This window comes from Exiguobacterium sp. 8A (assembly GCF_902506275.1).
GTDB lineage: Bacteria > Bacillota > Bacilli > Exiguobacteriales > Exiguobacteriaceae > Exiguobacterium > Exiguobacterium profundum.
Window position 1 is genome coordinate 816,196 of sequence record NZ_LR733630.1, and the last position, 24,102, is coordinate 840,297.

The following is a 24,102-nucleotide window of genomic DNA, read 5'->3' on the forward strand; positions in this document are numbered from 1 at the left end:
CACTTATGTAAACTGTTGTGAAGATGTCTGACCTCATTTTTTATTCACTTTTTTGTGAACGTTTACGTGATAAAAATACATCTCAGAATTCTTATTTTTCTGGCATCTTCAAATGAGAAACGTTATACTACAAATAACTTATTAAAATATTTTAAAAAGTTGATAGGAGTTGAATCGTGATGAAAGATCTGCAACACGAATTACTAGTCGACATCCGAAAGCAAATTGCCCTACACAATGTTTCGACAATTTCCGAGTTGAGTAAGGCCACACACGTTTCATTCCCTACCGTTAAGAAGATGATTGATGACATGATTGAACACGGTGAAGTCATCGAACACGGTCAACTTGCCCCAAAAGGAGGAAGACCCGCAAAAAGTTATAAATACAATCCAACATTCCGATGTTGCCTGACCCTATATATCGAAGCGAGCGAGATTCACTATCGCTTGATTGACTGTCAAACTCAGAATGTTGAAGAAGGTGTAACTCTAGTCTCAGGCACGCATTTAGAGACGTTAGGCAAACTCGTCGATACATTCGATGAGCACACAATAAAAATCGGTGCCATCTCTGTCGGCGTCGCCGCTGCAGTCGATACGGGTCGAATTGTTTTCGCCCCAGAATATCCATCACTGGCGCATTTAGATTTGAAGAACTGGTTGATGGAACGAACTGGACTTCCGGTCGTCATTGAAAATGATATGAATGCCGCCGTCTATGGATTTTCCATACGAGATGAGACCACAACACATCAGTCCATCGTCTATCTCGGCCTCGGAAAGAATGGTCCAGGTGCTGGTATCTTGCTCGATGGACATGTCGCTCGCGGACAATCCGGGTTTAGTGGTGAAGTTTCATTTCTTCCGCTTTATGATGATGCAACTTTCTTTGACCGCATAAAAAACAAGCCTTATGGACCACATGTTCTGAAAAAAGAAGAAATCGATGCATTAGGACGGCTCGTCGCTACATTTGCTGCGACACTAAACCCACACACATTCATCTTTTCAGACGTCGACCTCATTACTGACGATCTGTCTCACATCGACCGCGCGTGCGAACGATATCTTCCCTCTCGTCACCTTCCTCGTCTACGGATTGGGGAATGGGAAGAGGATTACTTTTCCGGACTGGCTCGCCTCGGCATTGAATTGATGCTCGAAACGATTCCGCGAGGTGACGTATGACGATTGTTTTGTTGGCCGTGATCTATCTCGCATTTATCAGCCTTGGTCTTCCGGATGCCCTCATCGGTGTCGGGTGGCCACTTATGCATCAAGAATTCTCCGCACCCGTATCGATGGTCGGATGGATTTTTATGACGATTGCTGGTGGAACGATTCTTTCGAGTCTACTGAGCGGTAAACTATTGAAACATTTTGACACGAAACAAGTCACGTTCGGTTCGACATTACTCACAGCGCTCTGTCTGTTCGGATTCTACTCTGCTCCTTCAATCGGTTGGCTATTCGTATTCGCCATCCCGCTCGGTCTAGGTGCCGGTGCCGTCGATGCCGCTCTGAATCATTACGTTGCCGAACATTACGAAGCACATCATATGAACTGGCTACACTGCTTTTGGGGAATCGGCGCGACCGGGGGACCACTCGTCATGGCGGGTGTATTAACAGAGGATGGATGGCGTGACGGCTATTTGATTATCGCCGCCGTTCAGTTCAGTTTAGCTCTCGTATTGTGGTTGTCTTTCCCACTTTGGAAACAGAAAGAGGATTCCACTGCACATCCTCAAGAAACAGCCGTCACGACACTCGATCGCAAGCTACCGACCGGGGTGTCCTATGCATTGGCCACATTTCTACTTTACTGCGGGGTCGAAGCGTTGATTGGGTTATGGACGAGCAGTTATCTTGTGCAGATGAAACAGTTTTCCATTGCGACGGCTGCGGCATGGGTGTCCATCTACTACGGTAGTATCACAATTGGACGGTTTGTGAGCGGATTCCTCTCGTTCCGTTTCACGAACAAACAGATGATCCGGATGGGACAAATACTCGCCCTTGTCGGAAGCATCCTCTTCTTCATCCCAATCTCCGCGACGATGCTCGTCGGCTTGATGCTGATTGGCTTCGGATTGGCTCCGATTTATCCAAGTATGCTTCACGATACGCCGAATCGGTTTGGCTCGGCACAATCGAAACGTTTGATGGGGTTTCAAATGGCATTCGCCTACTCAGGGAGTACGTTTCTCCCCCCGTTATTCGGATTAATCGTGTCTATGACGTCACTCCGTTTTTTACCGTTTGTGGTCATCCTGATCATGACCGGGATGCTCTTCAATACAGAACGGTTGAATCAAATGATTAGACGAACATCAGAGGAGGATTCTATATGAGAATTGAACATGTCGCCCTTTGGGTAAACGATATCGAAAACATGCGCAGGTTTTACGAAGTCTATTTTGATGCACAGTCAAATGATAAATATGAAAACGAGAAGAAACAGTTTGAATCGTACTTTTTAACGTTTCGAGGTTCACGTTGCCGACTCGAACTGATGAGACGACCTCACCTTAAAGAACATCCGAAAGAATCGGCCGGGTATGCACATCTCGCCTTTTCACTCGGAAGTAAACACGCGGTAGATGCCTTGACGGAACGCTTTCAACTTGATGGATACACACACGTTGACGGTCCACGGACGACCGGTGATGGTTATTACGAAAGCGTCATCCTTGATCCGGAAGGCAACATCATCGAATTGACAATCTAAACAGAAGGAGACAACACACATGATCCAGGCAATTTTACTTGATTTAGACGGAACGCTGTTAAATGACGAGAAAATCATCACGGAACAGACGAAGCGCACGCTACTTGCATTGCAAGAGCAAGGTGTCAAAGTGGTGCTTGCGTCAGGACGTCCAAAGCGAGGGATGATTCGCTATGCACAAGAGTTGAAATTGAACGAGTTCGGCGGGTTGATTGTCTCTTCTAATGGAGCATGTGTCACGGACGCTTCTACAGGCGACACGCTTTTTGAACAAGCAATGCAAATCGAGGATGTTCGCTCAATCTTAAAGCACTTAGAGCACTACGAGGTCATCCCAATGATTAACGATGATACGTATATGTATGTGCGCGACGTTTTCGAGGGACAACTTGAAGTGAATGGAAAATTGATTAACATCATCGAATATGAATCGAGAGGCGGTCAGTTCCAATTGCGAGAAGAACCGAACTTAATCGAGATTATCGACTTCCCCGTCCATAAGATTCTCGTTGCTGGCGAGCCTTCATACTTACGAGAGAATGCAACTGCATTAGCTGGCCCTTTCACAGGTCGGGTCACGAGTATGTTCACAGCGGCGATGTATTATGAATTCACCGATTTCGGCATTGATAAGGCGAAGGCGCTGCGTCACGTCTTCGAGGAGTTGTGTATCGATCGTGACCACGTCATCGCTTTCGGAGATGGTCATAACGACCGTTCAATCATTGAATACGCAGGAATTGGGATTGCCATGGGAAATGCCGTCGATGCATTGATCGACATTGCGAGTGAGGTCACGACATCAAACAACGACGATGGGATCTCGAAGATTCTTGAGCGATATATCACACATTGAAAAAGGACAGATGACCTGTTGGGGTCGTCTGTCCTTTCTGCATTAACCGTTGATGACTGCTTTATGACCTTCGAGTGTGACGCCTTTTGCTTGGCATACTTTACAGATACCGTGAAACGTCAAGCGATGGTCTTTAATCAAAAATTCGTATTTACTCTCGACTTTTTTCTCAACATCGACGAGCAAGTCTTCCATGATTTCCTCGACCGAGCCGCATTCGACACAGACGAGATGGTGGTGCGAATGGTTCGCCCCTTCTGGACGTAAGTCAAAGCGTGCAACTCCGTCACCGAAGTTGACTTTATCGACCACGCCGAGCTCTGTCAATAATTCTAATGTGCGATAAACCGTTGCGAGTCCAATTTCTGGTGCGATGCTTTTCACGAGCATGAAGACGTTCTCCGCACTTAAATGGTCACTCTCATTCTCAAGTAAGATACGTACCGTCGATTCACGTTGTGGTGTTAATTTATATCCTTTGGCGCTCAATTGCTGTTTAATTCGTTCAATTCGCGTTTCCATAAGGCGCCCCCTCTTTACATAGTTCACTACTCAAAGCATACCGAAGTTTTACTCAATTTTCAATTTAAAATCATTACTATGTAAGTTTATCATATAAGTACCTAGATTAGAATTATTTCAATCTAGACAATTGCCACCATTGGATTGCCATAATTGTCTTGGCGTCGGTAATGATGCCTCGGTCCAGTAAATCGACGGCTTCATCAAATGAGTATCGTTTCACATTTAAAAATTCATCTTCGTCTAAATTCATCTCACCGGCAGATAACCCTTTTGCGACATATACATCGACCCGCTCACTGCAGAACCCGGGTGCCCCGTAGAAAGAAAAAATCTTTTCAAGCGATTCCGCCGTGTAGCCCGTCTCCTCTTCGAGCTCGCGCTCGGCACTCGCCATCGGCTCTTCCCCTTTTTCCAACTTACCGGCTGGAATCTCAAGCGACATCGATTCAAACGCTTTTCGGTACTGCTCCACCATGACGATGTTGTCCGATTCATCAATGACGAGTACAGCGACGGCTCCGTTATGATAGACGAGTTCACGTACAGACGTGTTTCCGTTCGGAAGGGAAACGACATGCTTTTCCACATCGAAGATTTTGCCTTGATAAATGACTTCCCGCTCAATCGTTTTTTCTTCCATATGATTACTCCTCACTTTTCGATATACTCTGATTATGAGTCAAACCTACATTTCGAACAAGGAGGAATCCAAATGAGTGAACTCGGACTCGGAACGATGACGATTTTGAAACATGGGGAGAAAGAGGCAAAGATTATCCTGGAAACGGCCATTCAATCGGGGATTCGCCATATCGATACGGCAGACGTCTATGAACGACAAGCTGTCGAGCGTGTGATTGGGGAAACGTTGGGTCAAGAGCGACAACACTTATTTTTGGCGAGTAAAGGTGGCAACGAATTGACTGAGGAGGGCATGCGTTGGAATCCTGATCCGTCCTATTTAGAGGAAGCATTGCACGGATCGCTCGAGCGATTGAAAACCGATTATCTGGATTTATATTATATACATGGCGGCACGCTCGAGGATGACCTCGACGCAACGATTGAATGGGCACAAAAACAAAAACGAGATGGTCTAATCCGACAAATCGGACTCTCGTCGATTCGTCCGAACGTCATCAACCATTGGGTCAAATCCGGTGCCCTCGATGTTCTCATGACACCGTATTCCCTACTCGACCGCCGGGCAGAGACGCTCAACATTTCAATCCCCATCGTCGGTCGAGGGGTTCTTGCCAAAGGCCTATTAACGGATGAATGGGAGACTCGTCTCGGAGATAAGGGATTTGAGACGTGGCGAAAAGAGGAACTCGCAAGTGAATTGGCGATGATGCCGACGCCGATTCAAGCCTATGCACTCGAAGCCGCAAGACGGTTCTGTGACGTCGTCTTACCAGGCGCCTCTTCAGTCAAGCAATTGAACGAAACGATTCGTGCATTTGAGACCAAAACCGATGATGAAGTGCTTGATCGCTTACTCGCTCGTTTACCGGTTCACCCATACACAAAACACGTGACCTGATCCGCTCAGGTCACGTGTTTTTCGTTGCGTGCTTGAATCTGTTCGATCGCCCAATCCGCCCATCCGGCATAGTTCTCCATCATTCGGATCGCATACTCGCTCGTCAGCAAATAGCCAAGTGTATCCTCGTCCGATTGATGTTCTTCTTGAAACATTCGAATCTGTTGTGCGACTTGCTCATGGTGTGCCTTTGTCTCTTCGATATATCGGACCGCTTCTTCAACCGGCAACAATTGAAGCAGACTGACACGCAGGAGGTTTTCATCCTTCATTTTCGGTTGGAACGACGTTGGTTGACGTAACCAATTGATTAACTCTTCTCGTCCTCGATCCGTGATGGAGTATATTTTTTTGTCTGGCAACTCTTGTTGAGAGACATGTTCCGCCGAAACGAGTGCCTCTTCTTCCATCTTTAACAGTTCCCGATAAATCTGTGTATGATGGGCGTTCCAAAAATGAATCATCTGCGCCTTGAACGTCGCGTTCAAGGCGTACCCGGTCGCAGACTGATGGGTCAATAACCCGAGCAATGCGTGACGTAACGCCATATCCATCACCTTTTCCTTCTCATGCTATTTTTATTAGTGTATCACATTCTCAAACGGTTTCGAGAATGCCAATCTGTTGACGACCCGTTAAAAACCCGACAAAATAGATAGAAGAAAGGAGAGTTGTCTATGCAACCGATTCATTCATCACAACAATTTGACGAAGCCACAAAAGATCATGGAATGGTGGTCTTCACTACATCATGGTGCCCAGACTGTAAACGTCTGGACATGTATGTCGATGAGCTCGTCAAGGACTATCCACAATTTAACTGGCACGTCGTCGACCGCGACGAACTCCCAGAGCTATCTGATGCACAAGAAGTTCGCGGCATCCCTTCACTTCTATACTATAAAGACGGGGTAAAACAAGAACACCTCCACTCGGCAAACGCCAAGACGGAGATGCAAATTCGTTCATTCCTCGATACGATTCAAGCATGACCTGAATCCTGCAGCCCAATCGACTGCAGGATTTTTTTGTACACGCCTCTGTCATCCTCAATTATACTGTAAGAAATAACCAAATGAGAAAGGGGAATGAACATGATGCTTACACGCCTCTACACTCCACTCTGTTTCACCATGTTGATGTTGGTCGGCTGCATACAACCATCCACGTCACCATCCATGCTGTCTGATGACGAGACGGCTATCATAAAAAGTGCTGTTACCTATCTACAAAATAAGAATTGGCTACCAACCGATGAAAACGGGAAACGGGCTACGATTCAATCCATTACAGTCGATGATCGTTATGACTTAGTTGATGATCGTTTTGAAGGAACACGTGCCTGGATCGTCACGTTCCCCCCTGATTCACAGCGTACGGTCGAGATTCCACAAGTACTCGTTGAATCGGAATCGAACGACGTGATTGGTCATCTTTTAAGCGAATAACGTGAACCTCCGACTACTTGTAATGCCGAACATACCGCGAGTCAATCCACCGCTTCATATAATATGGAATCCGACCATGCCATGTAAACTTTCCATATGTTAGCAAGGCGCGCCCTGGTGTCGTCAGTAAGATATTCATCGATTGACGTCTCCGAAATGGTCGACTTGTTTCCTCTAATAACCGTTTGCCGACATAGCGCCCTGACCTAACAGCATCGACGCCTCCATTTAAGGAGGATGCCATATCTCCTGTTACATATATATTTGTAAAATGATGATGACGTAAATATTTGTCTACCTCTATAAAACTCTCAGGTTTTGCAAGCCCTGATTCAGTCCACCATTCCACGGGAACAACCCCCGTCGCATCCAATAAAAGCCCTTCCGATGCGTCTGCATGAAACGCCTGTTTGACGACCATGACCCCTGTTCTGACCAACAATCGCTCGATGTGCTTTCTAGTATGGACCGAGACGTCTGGTAATATCTCTTTTGCATACAGTGTCACATCTTTTGTGCGAGCACACGTGAACGCCAATTCTACGCCGGCCTTCCCGCCTCCGACGATGGTCACTTGTGAACTCGATTCGATTTGGTCGAGTAAAGCTTGTGACATCGGTTTAAGTGGCGTGCCGATTCCCCGACTTTTCGCACCGGTGGCTAAAACGAGTTGATCGTATTCAAACATTCCGTTTTCTGTTTGAACCGTCTGCTGAATCGGGTCAATCGAGAGCACCCGCTTTGCGACCGGCTCTAGTTGAGGTGATCGGACCGTAGCTGAATCCATGAGCCCGGCAATCACTTGTGGAAACGCACCTGTATAAATCGTCTGGCAGTCTCCAATGAAGCGAACATCATAATGTTTGCATATCTCCTCAATACGATCGAGAATTTCTAGCTGTCCGTGTCCAAGTCCGGCCAACACCAACTTCGGTTTCATCGCAAAATCCTCCGCGCCTCAATGAATCGTTGTGTGATCGTCATGACTTCAAGCAATAAAAAGATAAGAGCAATCCCGCCGACCCAGTTTGGGAAGAGAATCATCAACGTGAACAAAATGAAGCACTCTGTTCGCTCGATAATTCCTGGCTGATAGTAAAACGTCTTCTCTGAGCGCTTTGAACTACTCGCACCGACAGCTAGGAACAGTGTCATGGCGATCACAAATGAAGCAATCAGAATGAGAAAAATAGGCATATATTCCGGGTAACGAAGGGCAAGGGCAATCACGACCGACAATTCGACGAATCGGTCCAGGACGAGGTCAAGCACCGTTCCAAACCCACTCGTTTTCGATTTTCGAGCCATCGTCCCATCTAAAACATCAAACAAGCCAGATAGCCACAGTAAGATGACGGCAGTCCAGTGCATGTCATTATAGATAAAGATTCCGGTCGAGATTCCGATGATTCCTCCAAGTACGGTCACTTCGTTCGGCGTGAAATTCCATTTGAGCAACCGATTCGCTCCACGTTCGATGACCGGTTGAACGTATCGACTTCCGTACGTATCGAGCATACTATTCCTCCTTTCGTTTAATTCGATAGATCATTCCAGTTTGGTACGATTCACGCGTCGGTAACATGACGGATCGTCCATCCTTGAACTGATATTCCCCGAAACATTGACCGAATCGATAAATTTTCTTCATCAACTGAACCGACACACCAGTCGCTTCGGATACCTCCACTTCAGACAACGGTCGCAGTTCTCCATCGAGCATGACAAAGTCACCGAATCCAGGGGCCGTATCGTATAACTCCGCAACCGTCCCCGTACGTGTCACCTTGCCTTCATCAATCAGCGTCACCTGGTCTGCCATGAGCATCGCTTCTTCCCGATCATGAGTGACCAATACCGCCGTCAAGTTGAGTTCTTTCACTAAGTCCCGGATAAAACGCTGCAAGTCGAGCTTGAGTTTGGGATCAAGGTTTGTAAAGGGTTCATCTAATAACAGTAGTTCTGGTTCAGCCGCTAAAGCTCGGGCAAGACTGACCCGTTGTTGTTCGCCACCAGACAGTTCGTGTATCTCGGCATCATATCGGTCACCGAGTTGAACGACTCGTAACCAATGTTCGGCTTGCTTACGAGAACGCTCTCGAGTCACGAGCGCGACATTCTCTCCGACTGTCAAATGTGGGAACAATAAAGCCGTTTGCGATAGCATCGTCACGCGCCGTTTATGCGCAGGGACAGGGATTAAAGAACGGTGATTCCATTTCACGTCGCCGCTGTCAGTCGACTCAAGACCTGCGATGATTCGTAGAATCGTCGATTTCCCTGAACCACTCACACCGACGATTGCGTGAATGTCGTGAGGTTTAACCTCGAAGTCGACACCATTTAGTATTTGTTTCGTTCCAAATTGTTTATATAGATTTTGTACATTCAAACTCATTGAAGACGTCCTTTCAGCATACGCACCATATACCGATCCCATCCTGAGAGCAGGAAATAGAGGAGAACGGGGAATAGGATGAGCATCCATGTGTTCGAGAGAGCTAGACCACGATTGTTTCCCGCATAAGATTGATACAATTCTGTCGTCACGGTCGGAATCAATCCCGCACCAATCAACTGGATCAGCGCAAATTGACTGAGCAAAATGACGGTCGTGAACAACGCGATGGTCCGCATCAATCTAGAAAAGAGCGGATACAGCACGTACATGACTCGCCGTCTCGATGGCAGAATCCGAGCTTGTTCCAAAAGTGGTCGACCGATGACGACCATTCCGTTGTAGGCGAGGCGGATTGAATAGGGAATCGTCACGACGAGCAGGGCAAGGGTGACACCGACATACGTCCCAATCAGACCGGCTTCCGCCAAGATCAGATAGAGGCCAAACAATGTGGCCAGCATCGGAATGAACAATGGTAAAAAGACGAGCCATTCGATGACATGTTTCCATCTAGAATCTGTCCACAATAACCACCAGGCACACATCATCGAGAGCCACACATTGATCCCAGATAAAATCACAATCAATCCTATCGTATGAACGATTGCCATGTTGTTCTCGATTTCAAATGTCGGGACTACGAAAAAGAGGCTGATAAACGGTATGAACGTCAAACAGATGATAAGCCCTTGTCGAATCATCGTCTCACCCCACGTTCAATTCGGCGTCGTATGGATGCGGTCAATACGTAAGATAGGAATACGCCGATTCCGACAAGACATGTCCAGACGAGGGCGACCGCATAAGGCTCTGTCGCCTCTAAATAGAGTCCAGTCGAAAGTCGTTCATACGCGAGGACACCGATGAGTTTCGGGTAAGTCACGCCGAGCAATGCCGGGACCTCGTATGCGAACGAGATAAAGGCGATTAGTATCCATGCCGAATCGAGTAATGGTTTCATCAGAAACGGCAACTCCCCATGTTTGAATTGGTCAAACGGAGAGAGTTGGAGCGTCTTCGCCATCTCGACGTAACCCCGATTCAATTGCTCATATGTCCCGAGCATCATTAAAAAGACGAACGGTGTCTCCTTCCATATATAGGTCAGGATGACTGTGATATAGTTTCGTTCGTTCGCCTCAATCCATCCGATGCCGTTCGTCCCACTGAACAATAGCCAAAACAGATATGCAGCGGCGATATGAGGAACAAACATCGGAAGTCGGAGTACAGATGATAGGAAACGCCAACCTTTTTGGACGACCGTTCTTGCAAGCCACGTCCCGATTACAAGCGATAGACCGGTCGATACGCTGACGACATAAAGCGTCGTGACGAAACTATCGCGCCACGTCTCATCTGTTAAAAGCGAGCCCCAATCCGTTCCCATTGACTCTATGGCGAGAAAGACGAGAGCAGTGAGCGGAAGAAGCGACACCATGATCGTCACTGCGACACTACTTCGCAACACGTGGCCACTCCTCGCGGACGGTGTCAATCACGTTCGGTCCATAATCCGGAATCGAACGTTCGAGCAACTGCTCCGAATCTGGGTACGTGACACCCTCCCCTAATTCTTCAAACGCTCGTTGGTCATTCACGTCAAGCTTCGTTAAGTCGAGTGATGTGCCGTCTCCCCAATATTCTGGTCCTTGTTTGACAAGCTGTGCTTCAGGAGACAACAGTTCTTGAAGAAGGACCAGCGCCCCATCTGGATTCGGGGCATTGAATGGGACTGCTAAAAAGTGTGTCGAGGCAATGGAGTGATCGAGGACGAGCGCGCGTGTCTCTTTCGGGAAGATCCCTTCCGTCACTTCCGCCTCGGCTCGACGTTCGTTGAATCCCATCGTCATCCAAACTTCTCCCGATGCATAGAGCTGATCGAGTTGTTCGAGCGTCTTTGGATACGTTTGTCCGTCTTTCCACAAATTCGGAGACCACGCTTTCAAGTCATCCCAGAACGAATCCTCAATGGTCGCTTTTTGGTCCAACTCGTCACCGTATCGTTCATACAATAGATGGCGGACGAAGGCATTCCCTGTGAAATCTGTGACTTCAGGATACGTGAATCGACCTGGATTGTCTTCAGTCCAGCGACGTAATTCTTCAAACGATTGAGGAGGATTGTCCACTTTCGAAGCATCGTAATGCAAGATGAATTGTACATTCCCCCATGCGAGCTCCAAGTCCTCTGTCGGGGTGCCGGCATCTGATTGCTGGGCCGTTTCGTTTAATAACTCGGCGTTCGGGACACGTTTCATCAGTCCGTCTCGAAGAAGACCAGCCTCTTTCGCATTTCGGAAATTATCGCCATTGATCCAGACGGCATCAATCGTCCCGACTTGTCTGTCCGCTTTTTTATCGAGTGATAATTGTCGAATGAATTCTGCCGTATCCATTGCGACACGGTTCAATTCGACATTGTAAGATTCCTCGAGGCGAGGTGCTACGTAGTCATCGATGTAGCTGTTGATGCCCTCGTCCCCACCCCACATATATAGGTTGACGGTCGACCCTTCTGCCGTCGTCGCTGCTTTTTCAAACGAGTCCGAAAACTCAACTGCCTGTTCATTCCCACACGCTGCCACGAATGTGAGCATGACAGTTGCGAGCAGTACTCTCCATTTCCTCATCTTAATCCCCCTTTTTACTTTTTCTCAAATCCCCGTTTTGCGAGCATTTCGAACATGGTTGGACAGATTGCATACACATTCGCCCCTACGTTCATCCACCACGGCGAATTGATTTCACGTTTTCGCTTACGACTTCCTCTGACAATCGCATCAGCCAATCGTTTCGGGTCAAGCATGATCCTTTGAACACTTTCAGCATATGTACCACTTTTATCAGCTCGATTAAAGAACGGCGTTGCAATCGGTCCTGGATTGACCGTCATAACGTGAATGCCACGGGGCTTCAACTCTAGCCTGAGCGCGTTCGAAAACTGTAAAAGTGCCGCCTTTGACCCTGCGTAGACGGCTGACTTAGGTGTCGGTACTTTCGCCGCCTGTGAACAGATGTTGACGATGATACCCTCTCGCTCCATCACGCGGGCGACATCTCGCGATAACAGCATCGGTGCGACAGCGTTCACACGCATCGTTTCTTCTATCACATCCGTCGACTGATCGGTCACAAAATCAAATTCGGCCATGCCTGCATTGTTGACCCATACGTCAAATTTCCCGAACCGTTCGCTCACATCATGAACGAGAGCGGTTGACTTTGCGACATCCGCGCACATCCAATCCCCTTCACATGTTGCGGCAATCTTTTTTAACCGTTCTTCATTTCTTCCAATCAACAATACGTTGTATCCATGTTCATAAAAAGAATGCGCCAATGCGGCACCGAGCCCGCTTGACGCACCAGTAATGACTACTCGTTTCACGACATCACTTCTTTCTTCGTATAAATCCATTTTTGATCATCTCGACGTCTCTCGATGTCGCCACGTTCCTCGAGTAAACTGAGTCGTGCAAACACTTCACTGAAGACGAGCGGCATCCCACGTCGCATCTTTCGACCATATAACTTCATTGACCAATCAAATACGCTAAGTCCATCTTCCCATTCGACAAGCAATTGTTCACTGCGCTCATACCGTTGGCGAATCCGACTCTCGATTAAATCATTCGGATGGTGAATCGGTTCACCGTGTCCACTGACGACGAGCTTTAAATCAATCCCGCGTAATTTTTTAAGCGAATCGATATAGAGAATGACGGGTGATGCAAATCCTTCGTCATCATACGGCTGTTCGATGAGCGGATTTGGTTCGACCTTGTCGATGAGGTGATCTCCGGCAATCAAGACTCCTCCGGGACCAATCAACCCGAGCTGGTCACTGGCGTGTCCAGGTAAATGGATCGTCTGCCACGCCCCATCCGAGGTCAATGCTTGCCCGTCCCCGAACGTCATCGTGACAGTCGTCGGACCAATCCAGCGAAGCGCTTCGCGATAGTCTGGTAATTTTTCCACGAGTGGAGCCGGGGCCCCGAAAGAGACGGCCAATTCATGTAAAAAGTGATTGCCACGCTTCAAAAAGTTTGGGGTTTGCTCTAAGTATCGAACGAGCTTTTCATGCCCGTACACGGGGATGGATGCGTCGCGAAGACGCCATGCTTGTCCGGCATGATCAGCATGATGATGTGTCAAAAATAAAAAGTCGATATCCGCCAACGAGAGTTCAAGCTCTTCAAGTTGACGGTTCAACGAGGTCCACGCCTCTTCTGTGTCTGGTCCACAATCGACCATGAAGAAGCGGTTCATATGTTCAACGATATATACGTTCACGTTCCCGACTTCGAACGGTGTCGGGATATCGAGTCTTGCCAGTTGGCTAGAAATCCAGTCCGCCACGTCATCACCACCCCTTCTTCCTGTCTTTCTCCATTATACCCGTCTGAAAGATGCGTTTTCAATCAAACAAAAAAGAGGGAGATGTCTCTCCCTCATGAATGATTCATATTATAGGTTGATGACCGTCACTTTATCACGTGTCATCGTCTCAAGGCTACGTCCGATTCCTTGAACGCCGAGTCCCGATTGCTTGACACCGATGAATGGGAAGTGGTCTGGACCGCGTTCTGTCCGTCCGTTCACTTGGACCGTACCGACTTCTAACTTATCAGCGACCGTGAAGGCGCTATTGACGTTTTGTGTGAAGACGCTCGCCTGAAGACCAAACTCCGATTCATTCGTGAGTGCGATCATCTCGTCGAGTGATTTCACACGGATGACCGGGAGGACCGGTCCGAACGGTTCTTCCCATGCGACACGCATATCTGTCGTCACATGATCAAGCAATGTCGGGTGAAGCAAGTTTCCTTCACGCTTATTACCGTAAACGACCGTTGCCTTTTTATTGACGGCGTCGTCAATCAAACCCTGTACGTAATCCGTCGTCTTCGCATCAACTAAAGGAACGATGAAGCTGTTCTCTTCCGGTGAACCGACTGAAAGTTTTGCGACACGTTCTTTCAACATATCGACGAGCTCATCCGCTTGATTTTCAAGGACGAAGACGCGCTTGATTGCTGTACAACGTTGACCTGAATATGAGAACGCTCCGCTGACAATTTGGTCAGCTGCTAACGTCAAGTCTGCATCCTCTAAAACGAGGGCCGGGTCTTTCCCACCGAGTTCGAGTACGACCGGTACCATCGACGCTTGTTGTGACAAGTGTTGACCCGTACCCGTTCCACCTGTGAACGTGATCATGTCGATCCCTGGGTGTGATGTCAAGTAGTCACCGATGACCGAACCGCGACCTGTCACGAGGTTCAACAGACCTTTTGGAAGACCGGCATCGTGAAGAGCCTCGACCATCTTGATCCCACTGATTGCACCTTGCGTCGCTGGTTTGAAGACGACCGCATTTCCTGTGACGAGCGCCGGCGCAATCTTAGCAGCTGCCAAGTTTACCGGGTAGTTGAACGGTGAAATCGCGAGGACGACACCGAGCGCTTCTTTCTTGATGATGGCCATCTTGTTTTTCGAGCCACCTGGGAATGAATCGCCTTGCATGAAGCCGCCATTGAAGCGAATTCCTTCTTCAGCCGTATAACGAATGATTTCCGCCGTCCGCACGACTTCCTTCTTCGCGTCGTTCAAGTTTTTCCCGACTTCTCGCATGATGATTTGACCAATCTCATCCACGCGTTCTTCGAGTTTTTCTGCCCATGCATACAATAATTCAGCGCGCTTGTTGACCGGAAGCGCCGCCCATTCTTGTTGTGCACGTTTTGCGCCATGGATGGCTTCATCGACTTCATCGCGTGACATCGCTTGAACGCGACCTACGATTTCGTCTTTATATGGTGAAACGAGTTCAATCGTTTCGTTGCTTGAAGATTCCTGCCATTGACCATTCAATAAATATGGATATGTGTTCATACTCATCATCTCTATCTGCCTCCTGAGTAAGCTGTAATATCTCGTTGCCAACCCCATTGTATGCAGATTTTTTTGCATTGGACAACTATAACGATTCAGTTTATGAGATGTAAACGGTTACTATGAAACTTTTTGTGAATTCTGATGAGAGTTGACACTATTTTTACTGTAGATTTATCGATTGGATACCGATAGTAAAGATGAGAGTACGTGAAATAGGAGGGACTACCATTGAGCACTGATCATAATATTTTACTTGAAGCAGGAACGAACGAACTTGAAATCGTCATTTTCCAAGCTGGACCGTTCTTGTTCGGCATCAATGTCATGAAAGTACGTGAAATTATCACGATGCTTCCATTGACGCCACTCCCAGGTACGCCTGAAGCCATCATGGGATTAATCGAGCTGCGCGGTGAAGTCATGACCGTCATCGACCTTCCGATGGTCATTAGCCATCCGCGTGAAGTCGGAAGTGATGATCGTTTGATTGTCTGTGAGTTCAACGGTGAGAAGTCGGTTCTTCGTGTCGACCAGGTAACCGAGATCAAACGCATCTCTTGGGAACAAATTGATACCCCGTCCGATCTCGCACGTGGTGTTCAAGGCATCACAAACGGTGTCGTCAAAACAGGTGACCAGATGATCATCTTGCTCGATTATGAGCGAATCGCGCTCGAGTTGTCACGTAAGGACATCATGGCTCGCGAATCTGTGAAGCGACTCGGCGCTCGTGAGCGCTCGAACAAAAACATTTGGCTAGCTGAAGATTCAGAAATGCTCCGCACATTGATTCTCGACACGTTGGATGACGCGGGGTACTTCAATACGACTGTCTTCAATAACGGGAAAGAGGCACTCGATGCGTTTGAACAAGAAGGTGCCGAGTGTGACCTCCTCATCACCGACATTGAGATGCCACAGATGGATGGACTTCATTTGACGAAGCGTCTTCGTGAGATGGACCAATACGCAACACTTCCAATCATCATCTTCTCGTCACTCATTTCAGATGACTTGAAACATAAAGGGGACGCCGTCGGTGCGAACGCTCAAATCACGAAACCAGAAATCGGAATGTTGATTGCGACGCTCGATGAATTTGTCGGATAATAAAAAAGTTTGCGACTTCTCCGTCGCAAACTTTTTTATGTGAATTGTTCAAAATGCGTATTCCATTCGGTTAAAAATCGATTACTATGCGATTCGATGGTTGCCAATGTTTCGGTCGCTCCATCTAGATGTGCATTTTCTCCAGCCACTTCAAGGTCGTGGAAAAGAAGCGCCGTCTGTTCTAGACCAACTGAATAGGAGGCCCCTTTCAATAAATGGGCGAGTTGCTCGACGCGAGAATAATCTTTCGACTCGACTGCCGATTGAAGTTCAGGATACTTCGCCTCGAACTGCTGGATATATGTGGTTGCAATTTTATTTAAGAACTCAATGTTTCCGTTTGCGATTTGGTGGAGCTCTGCTAGTTTTTCTTCATTGAACAGAGCGTCTTCGGGCATTCTAGTCAATATAACCCCTCCTCAATAAACGATATTCCAATCGTTCCCTCTCACTGTAACACGTTTTCGAGAGAAAACAAAAAAACTCCTGCTTTGGATTGCACTCTTCATTTTGGCTACCTATAATAAGATTGAGTTAAGGTAGGAGGAAGATGCATGCTGACGATTTACCGTACTGACGCATCAGGCCATGTGGATGAAATCGAAGACTTTGATAAAGGAAGCTGGATCCAACTCGTGAACCCGACAAAAGATGAGGCCGATCAAGTCATCGAGGCGTCCGGCATTCCAGAAGACTTTGTATATGACCCACTTGATATCGAAGAGAAACCACGTTTTGAAAAAGATGATGAAGGACTTCTCATGATCATCGACGTTCCGTATGTGGAGGAAGATGATACAGGTCGCACGTATAATACGATCCCTCTCGGTATCATCGTGACCGGACGACATTTCATTACCGTCTGCTCGCGAGATCTCGACGTGTTGAATTTGTTCGCTAACGGGAAGGCAAGACTGTTCCGAACAAACTATCGTAGTCGCTTCGTCTTTCAGATTTTACATCGTGTGAGCATGACGTATTTGCGCTTCTTGCGTCAAATCGACCGAAGAATGGACGAACTCGAGCAAGAGTTGCAGCGTTCCATGCGAAACCAAGAGATTTTCCAGTTGATGAACCTTCAAAAATCTCTCGTCTACTTCATGACTTCGTTAAAAGCGAATGATAGCGTCTTGGACCGAATCGTCAAGACACCGAGTTTGGAGAAGCATGAAGAGGACGAAGAACTACTCGAAGACGTTTTTGTCGAACACCGACAAGCGATGGAAATGGCATCGATTTATAACGACATCATCAGCATCAAGATGGAAGCATTCGGATCCATCATTTCGAACAATGTTAACTTCGTCATGAAATTCTTGGCATCCATCACGATTGTCCTCAGCATCCCGACAATGATATCTGGAATTTTTGGGATGAACGTTCAAGTTCCATGGGAAGGACAACCGTTCGGATTCATCATGGCCATCACGATGATGATTGGATTTTCCGGTCTCGCCTTCTATATCCTTTGGCGAAAGCGATATTTCTAGCAAAAAAGAGCCTGACGCACGTTGCGTCAGGCTCTTTTCATGTGATTTTGACCGTGACGAGACATAGGTCGTCTTCAATTTCAATCTTTGGCACAAGCTGTTCAGCGACGTGACGACTATAGTCCAGACCATATGTGGAAACGTCCTTTTCTAGCCATCGAATCCCATCATCGATATCTTTGCTGTAACACTCCATGAGTCCATCCGTATACATGTGAAGCGTCATATTCGGTGTGATGTCAATCTCTTTGGATTCATAATTCGGTTCCTCGAACATACCGACTGGTACCCCTGTCGTCTCAAGACGACAGTTTCCTTCTTCTGACGTCACGATGACAGGCGGATGACCCGCATTCACATATTCGATTCGACGTTTTGTCGTGTCGATGTAGCAATAGACCGCCGTGAAGTAGCTGTGCATATCGTCACCCGAGAAGAGGAACGTCATCTGACGGTTCAACTCCGTCATGACGTCTACCGGATATTGCACGTTCCCGACAAGCCCAGGTAGGATTGAACGGATTCCCATCGTGATGAGCGCCGATGAGACCCCATGTCCCATGACATCAAAGATGATGACCCCGTATCGGTCCGGTGCGACCTGAAACCACGCGTACATGTCTCCGGCTAGTTTTTTAGAAGGCAGATAGAGCGCACGAACATCAATCTCTTCATTACTGATTGGTGGCGTAAGCGCACTCTGTTGAATCTTTTGGGCAAGGTCCAAATCATACTGAAGACGGGCCTCATAAATTTTCCGTTCATCAACAGCCGCCTTATAACGGAGGGCAGAACGGATTCGTGCGAGTAATTCTGTTATTTTGATTGGTTTGGTCGTGTAATCTGACGCCTCCGCATCGAGTCCCTCGGCAATCTGCTTCTCTTCCGTTCGTCCGGAAACCATGATGACCGGCAACTCTTCAAAGTCAGCCATCTGCCGAATCCGTTTGCACGTCTCGATTCCTGAAATCCCAGGCATCTCGACATCCAACAGGACGAGATCATACAGCGATGCGGCTTGTGGGGCCATCAGTAAATCGAGCGCTTCTTCCCCACTCGAGACCGATACCGTCTCATAGTCGTGCTGGTGAAGCAGTTGCTCAAGTACGAGCGTATTGACCGGTTCATCATCCACAATCAAAATCGCCATGACTATCCCTTCCTTCTCTACGTAGTAATCTATATCGTATTGTACCATATCTTTTCACTCGCACACGACATAACCGTCTATTCATTCTAGTTGAAGAACCTGTCCACTGTTTGGCATACTAAAGAGAGAAAGTGAGGGGTTCATATGGCCTGGATATTCGCCGTAAGCGGTTTAATTATTTTACTCGTCCTCATCGCATCCATCGTCGTCATCCAAAAAGGATACGCCTATAAAGACAATAAAGACGACATCGTGCTCGACTATGACGAAATCAATCGTCGCATTGAAGATGACAAGAAGAGAGAAAAGACTGACCAGACAGAAGGGCCGCTCTAATGCGCGACCCTTTTTTATTTGAATTCAAATCGAAGTGTACCTTTTTCTAAATACAATGAGGCATTGAATGTCTTGTCTCCCTTTTTGAACGTATGGACGTTCGACTGCCCGCCATTGATCATTTGCTTCAACTCATCTTTGACGAGTCCGACGCCAAGCACTTGTTTGGAGACGGTGAAGCGACATCCTTCCCGATAACCGCTGCACCCGATGAACTTTGGATGTTCGACAAGCCCTTTCCCACAATTCGGACAGACACCAAATGATACCTTCGGTCGAGTCGTTCCTTTCTTGCCATAACGTTTCGCCTCAATCGTATAGCCCTCTGGATTAGCCGCCTCTACTCGCGATTTCGCTTCTTCGACCAAATGAACGGACATCTTCTTCGCTTGTTCAATGAATTCAGCAGCGGATGCCGATGCTTGACCGATCTCATGGAGTCGCTTCTCCCATTTTGCCGTCATGGCGGGTGATGCCAAAATACTGTCTCCGAGGACATCAATCAGCAGGCGCCCTTTGTCTGTTGGAACGAGCTCTTTTTTCTGAAGTTGGACATAGCCTCGCTTCTTCAATCCATCGATGATGTTGGCACGTGTAGCCTCAGTCCCAAGACCCTCTACTTCTTTCATGATATGAATCAGCTCTTCGTCATCGAGTTGTTTCCCGGCGACTTTCATCGCCATAATGAGTGCGCCCTCCGTATATCGCTTCGGTGGCTCTGTCTGTTTCGACAACACTTCAACTTTCTTCTCTTTTAATTCTTCACCGACCATCATCGCCGGAAGCTCGACATCTTTTGATTTCATCTCAACGACTTGTCGATAGCCAGGACTCACAACGACGGTTCCTTTTGCTCGATACAAGTCGCTTCCATCAATCAAATCAACCGTTGTCTTCTCGAGCATCGCTGCGGGTGCAAAGGCCGCAAGGAAGCGTCGATTGATCAAATCATACAGTTTCGCATCATCCCCACCGAGTCGAGTGATGTCACCACATGCCTCCGTCGGGATGATTGCGTAGTGGTCACTGACTTTCTTGGCATTGACATAGCGTCGATTTTTCGACGGGTCCTCAGTCAAAAGGTCACGAAGTCCGGCATAGGCTTCGGACTTTAGCAGTCTTGCCTTTGTCTGTGGAAATAGCGTTGCCTCATCTGGTGTGACAAATCCCGAATCGGTCCGAGGGTAACTAATCCACCCTTTCGTATATAACTTTTGAGCGATATCAAGTGTCTTTTTCGCTCCGAATCCGAAGCGTTTCCCTGCCTCCGCTTGTAATCCGGATAGACTGAACCAAAATGGCGGTTGCTCAATTTTTTCTTCTTTGTTGATTGTCTTCACAATCGTAGTTCCAGATGCGCGTTTGACGACCGCATCAGCTTCCTCACGCGTTTTGAGCTTTGTTGTCTTTCCAAACGTGTACTTCGCTTTGAACGTGCCTCGACCTTTTGCAAGTGTCGCCTCGACTTCGAAGTATGGTTCTGGCACGAATTGTTTGATTTCTCGTTCGCGATTGACGATTAAGGCAAGAGTCGGGGTTTGCACACGACCGAGCGAGAATACGTCTTCAATCCCAATCGTCTTCAACAACGTCGTATAGGCACGAGACGCATTCATCCCAACGAGCCAGTCCGCACAGGCGCGGCTCATCGCCTCATGGTAGTATGGAATCGTCTGTTCACCTGGCAACAGTTGCGAGAATCCACGATCGACTGCTTGCTCCGTCAAACTCGAGATCCATAGTCGAGCAAGCGGTTTTTTGTTACCTGCGAGTCGGAGGATCAGACGAACGATTGCTTCCCCTTCCCTTTCGGCATCCGATGCGATGATGACATCAGTAATCGAGCGATCATGGAGCCATTTTTTGATGGCATAGAACGGTTTCGACTTCCCTTTTGAAATACGATAATCAAATCGTTCTGGGACAATCGGAAGTGAATCGTACTTCCACGACTTCCATTCCGGTCGATAGTGCGACGGTTCTTGAAGTTCACAAAGGTGACCGACCGCCCATACAACAATCGCCCCTTCCGGGAAACGGGGACAAGGTGAGATTTCAATCTCGTCTTTTCGCTTTTTTGATGGGTAGGGAGCAGCCAACTTTTGAGCTTGTGATGGCTTTTCCGCAATGATTAGTCTCATAAGAACTCCTTACTTTGCCTCCTACATAATGGCAAGACGTACATGATTAGCTAGCTTCTACTATGTATTTTACTATATCAAGTCAAAGATGGACACATCGAGAGGGGAGCATTTGTTTGCTATTTTTGAATCGTGTCTTGCCTCGTGGCTGTTTTCCGATATTATTAACAGAGAAGTACAACTGTGAAGGAGTGTCGCCATGTCTTATCTCATCTTGTTCGCTGCTGTCTTTTTCTTATCGACGAGTGTCCTCTTCGTCAAATGGACGTCGGCACCTGCCGAGACTGCCGCATTTTACCGTATGCTGTTCACGTGTCTCATGTTGTTACCGTTTGTCGATTTCAAATCACTCATCACCACGCGCCTCATGACTCGCTACGCTCTACTCCTTAGCGGAACGTTACTGGCGTTTCACTTTTGGCTTTGGTTTTTGTCACTCGATTACACGACGGTTGCCAGCTCCACACTATTTGTCACGTCGAGTCCAATTTTTGTGTTGATCGGGAATGCACTCATCTTTAAAAAGAATCCGACTCGAAAAGGACTTGCCTTCGCGCTCGTCGCTGTCCTCGGGGGCATGCTCGTTGCTGCAGGGGACATTCAACTCGGCCGTGAAGCCCTCTTCGGAGACCTACTCGCCTTGATTGCCGCCCTATTGATTGCAGGGTATTGGCTCGTTGGACAGCATGTACGAGCTTCGATGAACACGAATACATATTCTTTTAGCGTATATCTCGTTGCGACGGTCGTGCTTTGCTTCATGTTGCTCGTTCGCGGCACGACATTCACTGCCTTTGAATCCATCAACTGGTGGTACTTCCTCGCGCTCGCTTTCTTCCCGACAATCCTCGGGCACAACCTGTTCAACTATGCGCTTGCCCGTGTCAGTGCGACCGTCGTCAGTATCACGATTCTTGGAGAGGCGTTGTGGGGAATGCTGTTTGGATACGCCTTCTTCGGAGAGCGACTTGGACCGTTCCAATGGATCGGAGCCGTCGTCCTCCTCGGTGGGATATACTTGTTCCTAAAAGAAGACGCCCGCTCGACACGAGCGGACGTTTGATTATAAGTTTGTCGCTTTCGGATTTACATCATGTGCTTCTTTATCTTCTTCTGAAGGACGGAACAATAATTTACGGTCCCAGAATGCCAGGGCGACTGCCGTCAAAAATGTCATCGCATCAGCGATTGGGAATGCCAACCAGACGCCGAACACCCCGAGGAACGATGGGAGAATGAAGACGAGCGGTATCGTGTAAAGCGTCTGACGTGACAGGGACAAGAACATGGCGACTCGCGCTTTCCCGAGGGACTGATAGATTCCATTGACGAGCATCTGCACACTCGGAAGGAAAGAAACGGCGAACAGAATGTGAATCGCCGTCACACCTCCAGCAATGAGCGCCTCATCCGTCGAGAACCAGCCCATGAGCGTTTGCGGGAAAAGCTGTAGAATCAACCAAATGATGACAGCAATCGCAATCCCGGCACGCATCGCCGTCCAAATGGTTTCACGCATTCGGTCGAATCGCTCTGCGCCGTAGTTATATCCTACGATTGGTTGCATCCCTTGGACGATTCCCATGATTGGCATACCGACGAGCGCCATGAACTTGTTGATAATGGCGAAAATGGCCAATTCTTCGGTCCCGCCGTACGTACCGAGCATCACGTTGACACCAACGAATAAAATGGATTGGGACACCATCATGATGAACGAAGACGAACCGATTGCCATGATTTCTTTTATCTCATCGAATCGAATCCGGAACTGACGCCACTTGAAGCGCAGTTCCGTTTTTGGTTTTCGGGCGAAGAAGAAGCGCAGCATCAATACGGAACCGATGACTTGGGCGAGTGCCGTCGAAGTCGCTGCCCCGTACATGCCCCAGTCGAACGTGAAAATGAAGAGCGGGGTCGTCACGAGGTTGACGAGAACGGTCGTCAGCATGACCTTCATTTGATAAGGTGCCTGTCCTTCAGCACGAACCATCGCACTCGAAGCGAGTGTGAACATGAAGAATGGTGAACTGATCAAGACAACTGATAAGTACTGTCGGCTGAGATCCATGATTTCAGTCGTCGCACCGAACACTTTCAAAATTTCATCTAACATAAAGAAAGCAGAACTGACCGCAAGTGCCGCAAACAGACCGACGAGGACAAGTACGTTCAAGAATGTAACGGCTGCACCGGCATCGTCACCGCGTCCAAGCTTCCTCGAACTGATAGACGCCCCACCTAGACCAACGGCACTCGACACGGCCATTAAAATCATCTGAATCGGAAACGCAATCCCGATGGCAGCGACTGCCGATGCACCGATCCCTCGGGCGACAAAAATCGTATCAATGATATTGTAGAGCGCCGTCACGAGCATCCCAATCATCGCCGGAAGCGATAACTTGAAGAGGAGTCTGCCGATGGGCTCAGTCCGTAATTGCTCCGTATTTTGGTTCATTCTTCCA

At 47.9% G+C, this 24,102-nt stretch carries 27 protein-coding genes; 11 read left to right on the forward strand and 16 right to left on the reverse strand.

What is annotated here, in order from left to right; all coding sequences use genetic code 11:
• Nucleotides 1-179 precede the first annotated feature (179 nt).
• Genes GVY42_RS04200 through GVY42_RS04215 form a run of 4 tightly spaced genes read left to right on the forward strand, consistent with a single transcriptional unit; the run spans nucleotide 180 to nucleotide 3,589 of the window.
• Nucleotides 180-1,190, forward strand: coding sequence for an ROK family protein (locus GVY42_RS04200; RefSeq protein WP_159562418.1), 1,011 nt, complete (start codon nucleotides 180-182; stop codon nucleotides 1,188-1,190).
• Nucleotides 1,187-2,356, forward strand: a complete 1,170-nt coding sequence (locus GVY42_RS04205) for a sugar MFS transporter (protein ID WP_159562419.1) — start codon at nucleotides 1,187-1,189, stop codon at nucleotides 2,354-2,356. The genes GVY42_RS04200 and GVY42_RS04205 overlap by 4 nt, the downstream gene beginning before the upstream one ends.
• Nucleotides 2,353-2,733, forward strand: a complete 381-nt coding sequence (locus GVY42_RS04210; RefSeq protein WP_074036798.1) for a VOC family protein — start codon at nucleotides 2,353-2,355, stop codon at nucleotides 2,731-2,733. The genes GVY42_RS04205 and GVY42_RS04210 overlap by 4 nt, the downstream gene beginning before the upstream one ends.
• 19 nt (nucleotides 2,734-2,752) lie before the next feature.
• A complete protein-coding gene (locus GVY42_RS04215) occupies nucleotides 2,753-3,589 on the forward strand; it encodes a Cof-type HAD-IIB family hydrolase (protein ID WP_159562420.1) in 837 nt (278 codons plus the stop codon).
• A 42-nt stretch (nucleotides 3,590-3,631) separates the two neighbouring features.
• Here GVY42_RS04215 and GVY42_RS04220 read toward each other — a convergent pair whose 3' ends face one another.
• The gene (locus GVY42_RS04220) at nucleotides 3,632-4,111 is read right to left on the reverse strand and encodes a Fur family transcriptional regulator (RefSeq protein ID WP_012726507.1); all 480 of its coding nucleotides are present in this window, start codon (nucleotides 4,109-4,111) and stop codon (nucleotides 3,632-3,634) included.
• A gap of 112 nt (nucleotides 4,112-4,223) precedes the next feature.
• Entirely contained in the window at nucleotides 4,224-4,754 is a 531-nt protein-coding gene (locus tag GVY42_RS04225; protein ID WP_159562421.1) for an NUDIX domain-containing protein, read from the reverse strand.
• Between the two features lie 72 nt (nucleotides 4,755-4,826).
• On the opposite strand from GVY42_RS04225, the gene GVY42_RS04230 reads away from it, so the two are divergent.
• Nucleotides 4,827-5,657 carry an aldo/keto reductase gene (locus GVY42_RS04230; protein WP_159562422.1) on the forward strand — a complete coding sequence of 277 codons (831 nt, stop codon included), beginning with the start codon at nucleotides 4,827-4,829 and terminating at the stop codon, nucleotides 5,655-5,657.
• Nucleotides 5,658-5,662: 5 nt separating this feature from the next.
• Here the strand turns inward: GVY42_RS04230 and GVY42_RS04235 are convergent, their stop codons facing one another.
• Nucleotides 5,663-6,211 (reverse strand): PadR family transcriptional regulator, encoded by a 549-nt coding sequence (locus GVY42_RS04235; RefSeq protein WP_159562423.1) that lies wholly within the window; start codon nucleotides 6,209-6,211, stop codon nucleotides 5,663-5,665.
• A gap of 123 nt (nucleotides 6,212-6,334) precedes the next feature.
• Between GVY42_RS04235 and GVY42_RS04240 the strand changes: the two genes are divergently transcribed.
• Together GVY42_RS04240 and GVY42_RS04245 are read left to right on the forward strand one after the other, a co-directional pair.
• Nucleotides 6,335-6,649, forward strand: a complete 315-nt coding sequence (locus GVY42_RS04240) for a thioredoxin family protein (protein WP_012726511.1) — start codon at nucleotides 6,335-6,337, stop codon at nucleotides 6,647-6,649.
• Nucleotides 6,650-6,751: 102 nt separating this feature from the next.
• A complete protein-coding gene (locus GVY42_RS04245) occupies nucleotides 6,752-7,105 on the forward strand; it encodes a hypothetical protein (protein WP_159562424.1) in 354 nt (117 codons plus the stop codon).
• Between the two features lie 13 nt (nucleotides 7,106-7,118).
• Here the strand turns inward: GVY42_RS04245 and GVY42_RS04250 are convergent, their stop codons facing one another.
• From GVY42_RS04250 to GVY42_RS04290, 9 genes are all read right to left on the reverse strand, one after another.
• Nucleotides 7,119-8,045, reverse strand: a complete 927-nt coding sequence (locus GVY42_RS04250) for an NAD(P)/FAD-dependent oxidoreductase (protein WP_159562425.1) — start codon at nucleotides 8,043-8,045, stop codon at nucleotides 7,119-7,121.
• Nucleotides 8,042-8,623, reverse strand: a complete 582-nt coding sequence (locus tag GVY42_RS04255; RefSeq protein ID WP_012726514.1) for a CDP-alcohol phosphatidyltransferase family protein — start codon at nucleotides 8,621-8,623, stop codon at nucleotides 8,042-8,044. The genes GVY42_RS04250 and GVY42_RS04255 overlap by 4 nt, the downstream gene beginning before the upstream one ends.
• 1 nt (nucleotide 8,624) lies before the next feature.
• Nucleotides 8,625-9,503 carry an ABC transporter ATP-binding protein gene (locus tag GVY42_RS04260; RefSeq protein WP_159562426.1) on the reverse strand — a complete coding sequence of 293 codons (879 nt, stop codon included), beginning with the start codon at nucleotides 9,501-9,503 and terminating at the stop codon, nucleotides 8,625-8,627.
• The gene (locus tag GVY42_RS04265) at nucleotides 9,500-10,207 is read right to left on the reverse strand and encodes an ABC transporter permease (RefSeq protein ID WP_159562427.1); all 708 of its coding nucleotides are present in this window, start codon (nucleotides 10,205-10,207) and stop codon (nucleotides 9,500-9,502) included. Before GVY42_RS04265 ends, GVY42_RS04260 begins: the two co-directional genes overlap by 4 nt.
• Nucleotides 10,204-10,977, reverse strand: a complete 774-nt coding sequence (locus GVY42_RS04270) for an ABC transporter permease subunit (protein WP_159562428.1) — start codon at nucleotides 10,975-10,977, stop codon at nucleotides 10,204-10,206. The genes GVY42_RS04265 and GVY42_RS04270 overlap by 4 nt, the downstream gene beginning before the upstream one ends.
• Entirely contained in the window at nucleotides 10,964-12,139 is a 1,176-nt protein-coding gene (locus tag GVY42_RS04275) for an ABC transporter substrate-binding protein (RefSeq protein ID WP_159562429.1), read from the reverse strand. The genes GVY42_RS04270 and GVY42_RS04275 overlap by 14 nt, the downstream gene beginning before the upstream one ends.
• A 14-nt stretch (nucleotides 12,140-12,153) precedes the next feature.
• The gene (locus GVY42_RS04280; protein ID WP_159562430.1) at nucleotides 12,154-12,897 is read right to left on the reverse strand and encodes an SDR family oxidoreductase; all 744 of its coding nucleotides are present in this window, start codon (nucleotides 12,895-12,897) and stop codon (nucleotides 12,154-12,156) included.
• Nucleotides 12,894-13,868 carry an MBL fold metallo-hydrolase gene (locus tag GVY42_RS04285; protein WP_159562431.1) on the reverse strand — a complete coding sequence of 325 codons (975 nt, stop codon included), beginning with the start codon at nucleotides 13,866-13,868 and terminating at the stop codon, nucleotides 12,894-12,896. The genes GVY42_RS04280 and GVY42_RS04285 overlap by 4 nt, the downstream gene beginning before the upstream one ends.
• A 108-nt stretch (nucleotides 13,869-13,976) precedes the next feature.
• A complete protein-coding gene (locus GVY42_RS04290; RefSeq protein ID WP_159562432.1) occupies nucleotides 13,977-15,413 on the reverse strand; it encodes an NADP-dependent glyceraldehyde-3-phosphate dehydrogenase in 1,437 nt (478 codons plus the stop codon).
• Between the two features lie 222 nt (nucleotides 15,414-15,635).
• Here GVY42_RS04290 and GVY42_RS04295 point away from each other — a divergent pair, with 222 nt between their 5' ends.
• Nucleotides 15,636-16,517 carry a chemotaxis protein CheV gene (locus tag GVY42_RS04295; RefSeq protein WP_159562433.1) on the forward strand — a complete coding sequence of 294 codons (882 nt, stop codon included), beginning with the start codon at nucleotides 15,636-15,638 and terminating at the stop codon, nucleotides 16,515-16,517.
• A 35-nt stretch (nucleotides 16,518-16,552) separates the two neighbouring features.
• Here the strand turns inward: GVY42_RS04295 and GVY42_RS04300 are convergent, their stop codons facing one another.
• Nucleotides 16,553-16,915 carry an Hpt domain-containing protein gene (locus GVY42_RS04300; protein WP_236548983.1) on the reverse strand — a complete coding sequence of 121 codons (363 nt, stop codon included), beginning with the start codon at nucleotides 16,913-16,915 and terminating at the stop codon, nucleotides 16,553-16,555.
• A 156-nt stretch (nucleotides 16,916-17,071) separates the two neighbouring features.
• Between GVY42_RS04300 and GVY42_RS04305 the strand changes: the two genes are divergently transcribed.
• Nucleotides 17,072-18,007, forward strand: coding sequence for a magnesium transporter CorA family protein (locus GVY42_RS04305; protein ID WP_012726524.1), 936 nt, complete (start codon nucleotides 17,072-17,074; stop codon nucleotides 18,005-18,007).
• Between the two features lie 37 nt (nucleotides 18,008-18,044).
• Here the strand turns inward: GVY42_RS04305 and GVY42_RS04310 are convergent, their stop codons facing one another.
• Nucleotides 18,045-19,157 carry a PP2C family protein-serine/threonine phosphatase gene (locus GVY42_RS04310; protein WP_074036772.1) on the reverse strand — a complete coding sequence of 371 codons (1,113 nt, stop codon included), beginning with the start codon at nucleotides 19,155-19,157 and terminating at the stop codon, nucleotides 18,045-18,047.
• 144 nt (nucleotides 19,158-19,301) lie between these two features.
• Between GVY42_RS04310 and ytzI the strand changes: the two genes are divergently transcribed.
• A complete protein-coding gene (ytzI, locus tag GVY42_RS04315) occupies nucleotides 19,302-19,493 on the forward strand; it encodes a YtzI protein (protein ID WP_074036770.1) in 192 nt (63 codons plus the stop codon).
• Nucleotides 19,494-19,507: 14 nt separating this feature from the next.
• Here the strand turns inward: ytzI and GVY42_RS04320 are convergent, their stop codons facing one another.
• Complete coding sequence (locus tag GVY42_RS04320) at nucleotides 19,508-21,634, reverse strand: DNA topoisomerase III (protein ID WP_159562435.1); 2,127 nt, start codon at nucleotides 21,632-21,634, stop codon at nucleotides 19,508-19,510.
• A gap of 199 nt (nucleotides 21,635-21,833) precedes the next feature.
• Here GVY42_RS04320 and GVY42_RS04325 point away from each other — a divergent pair, with 199 nt between their 5' ends.
• Nucleotides 21,834-22,697 carry a DMT family transporter gene (locus GVY42_RS04325; protein ID WP_159562436.1) on the forward strand — a complete coding sequence of 288 codons (864 nt, stop codon included), beginning with the start codon at nucleotides 21,834-21,836 and terminating at the stop codon, nucleotides 22,695-22,697.
• Here GVY42_RS04325 and GVY42_RS04330 read toward each other — a convergent pair whose 3' ends face one another.
• A complete protein-coding gene (locus tag GVY42_RS04330; protein WP_159562437.1) occupies nucleotides 22,698-24,095 on the reverse strand; it encodes an MATE family efflux transporter in 1,398 nt (465 codons plus the stop codon).
• Nucleotides 24,096-24,102: the final 7 nt, after the last annotated feature.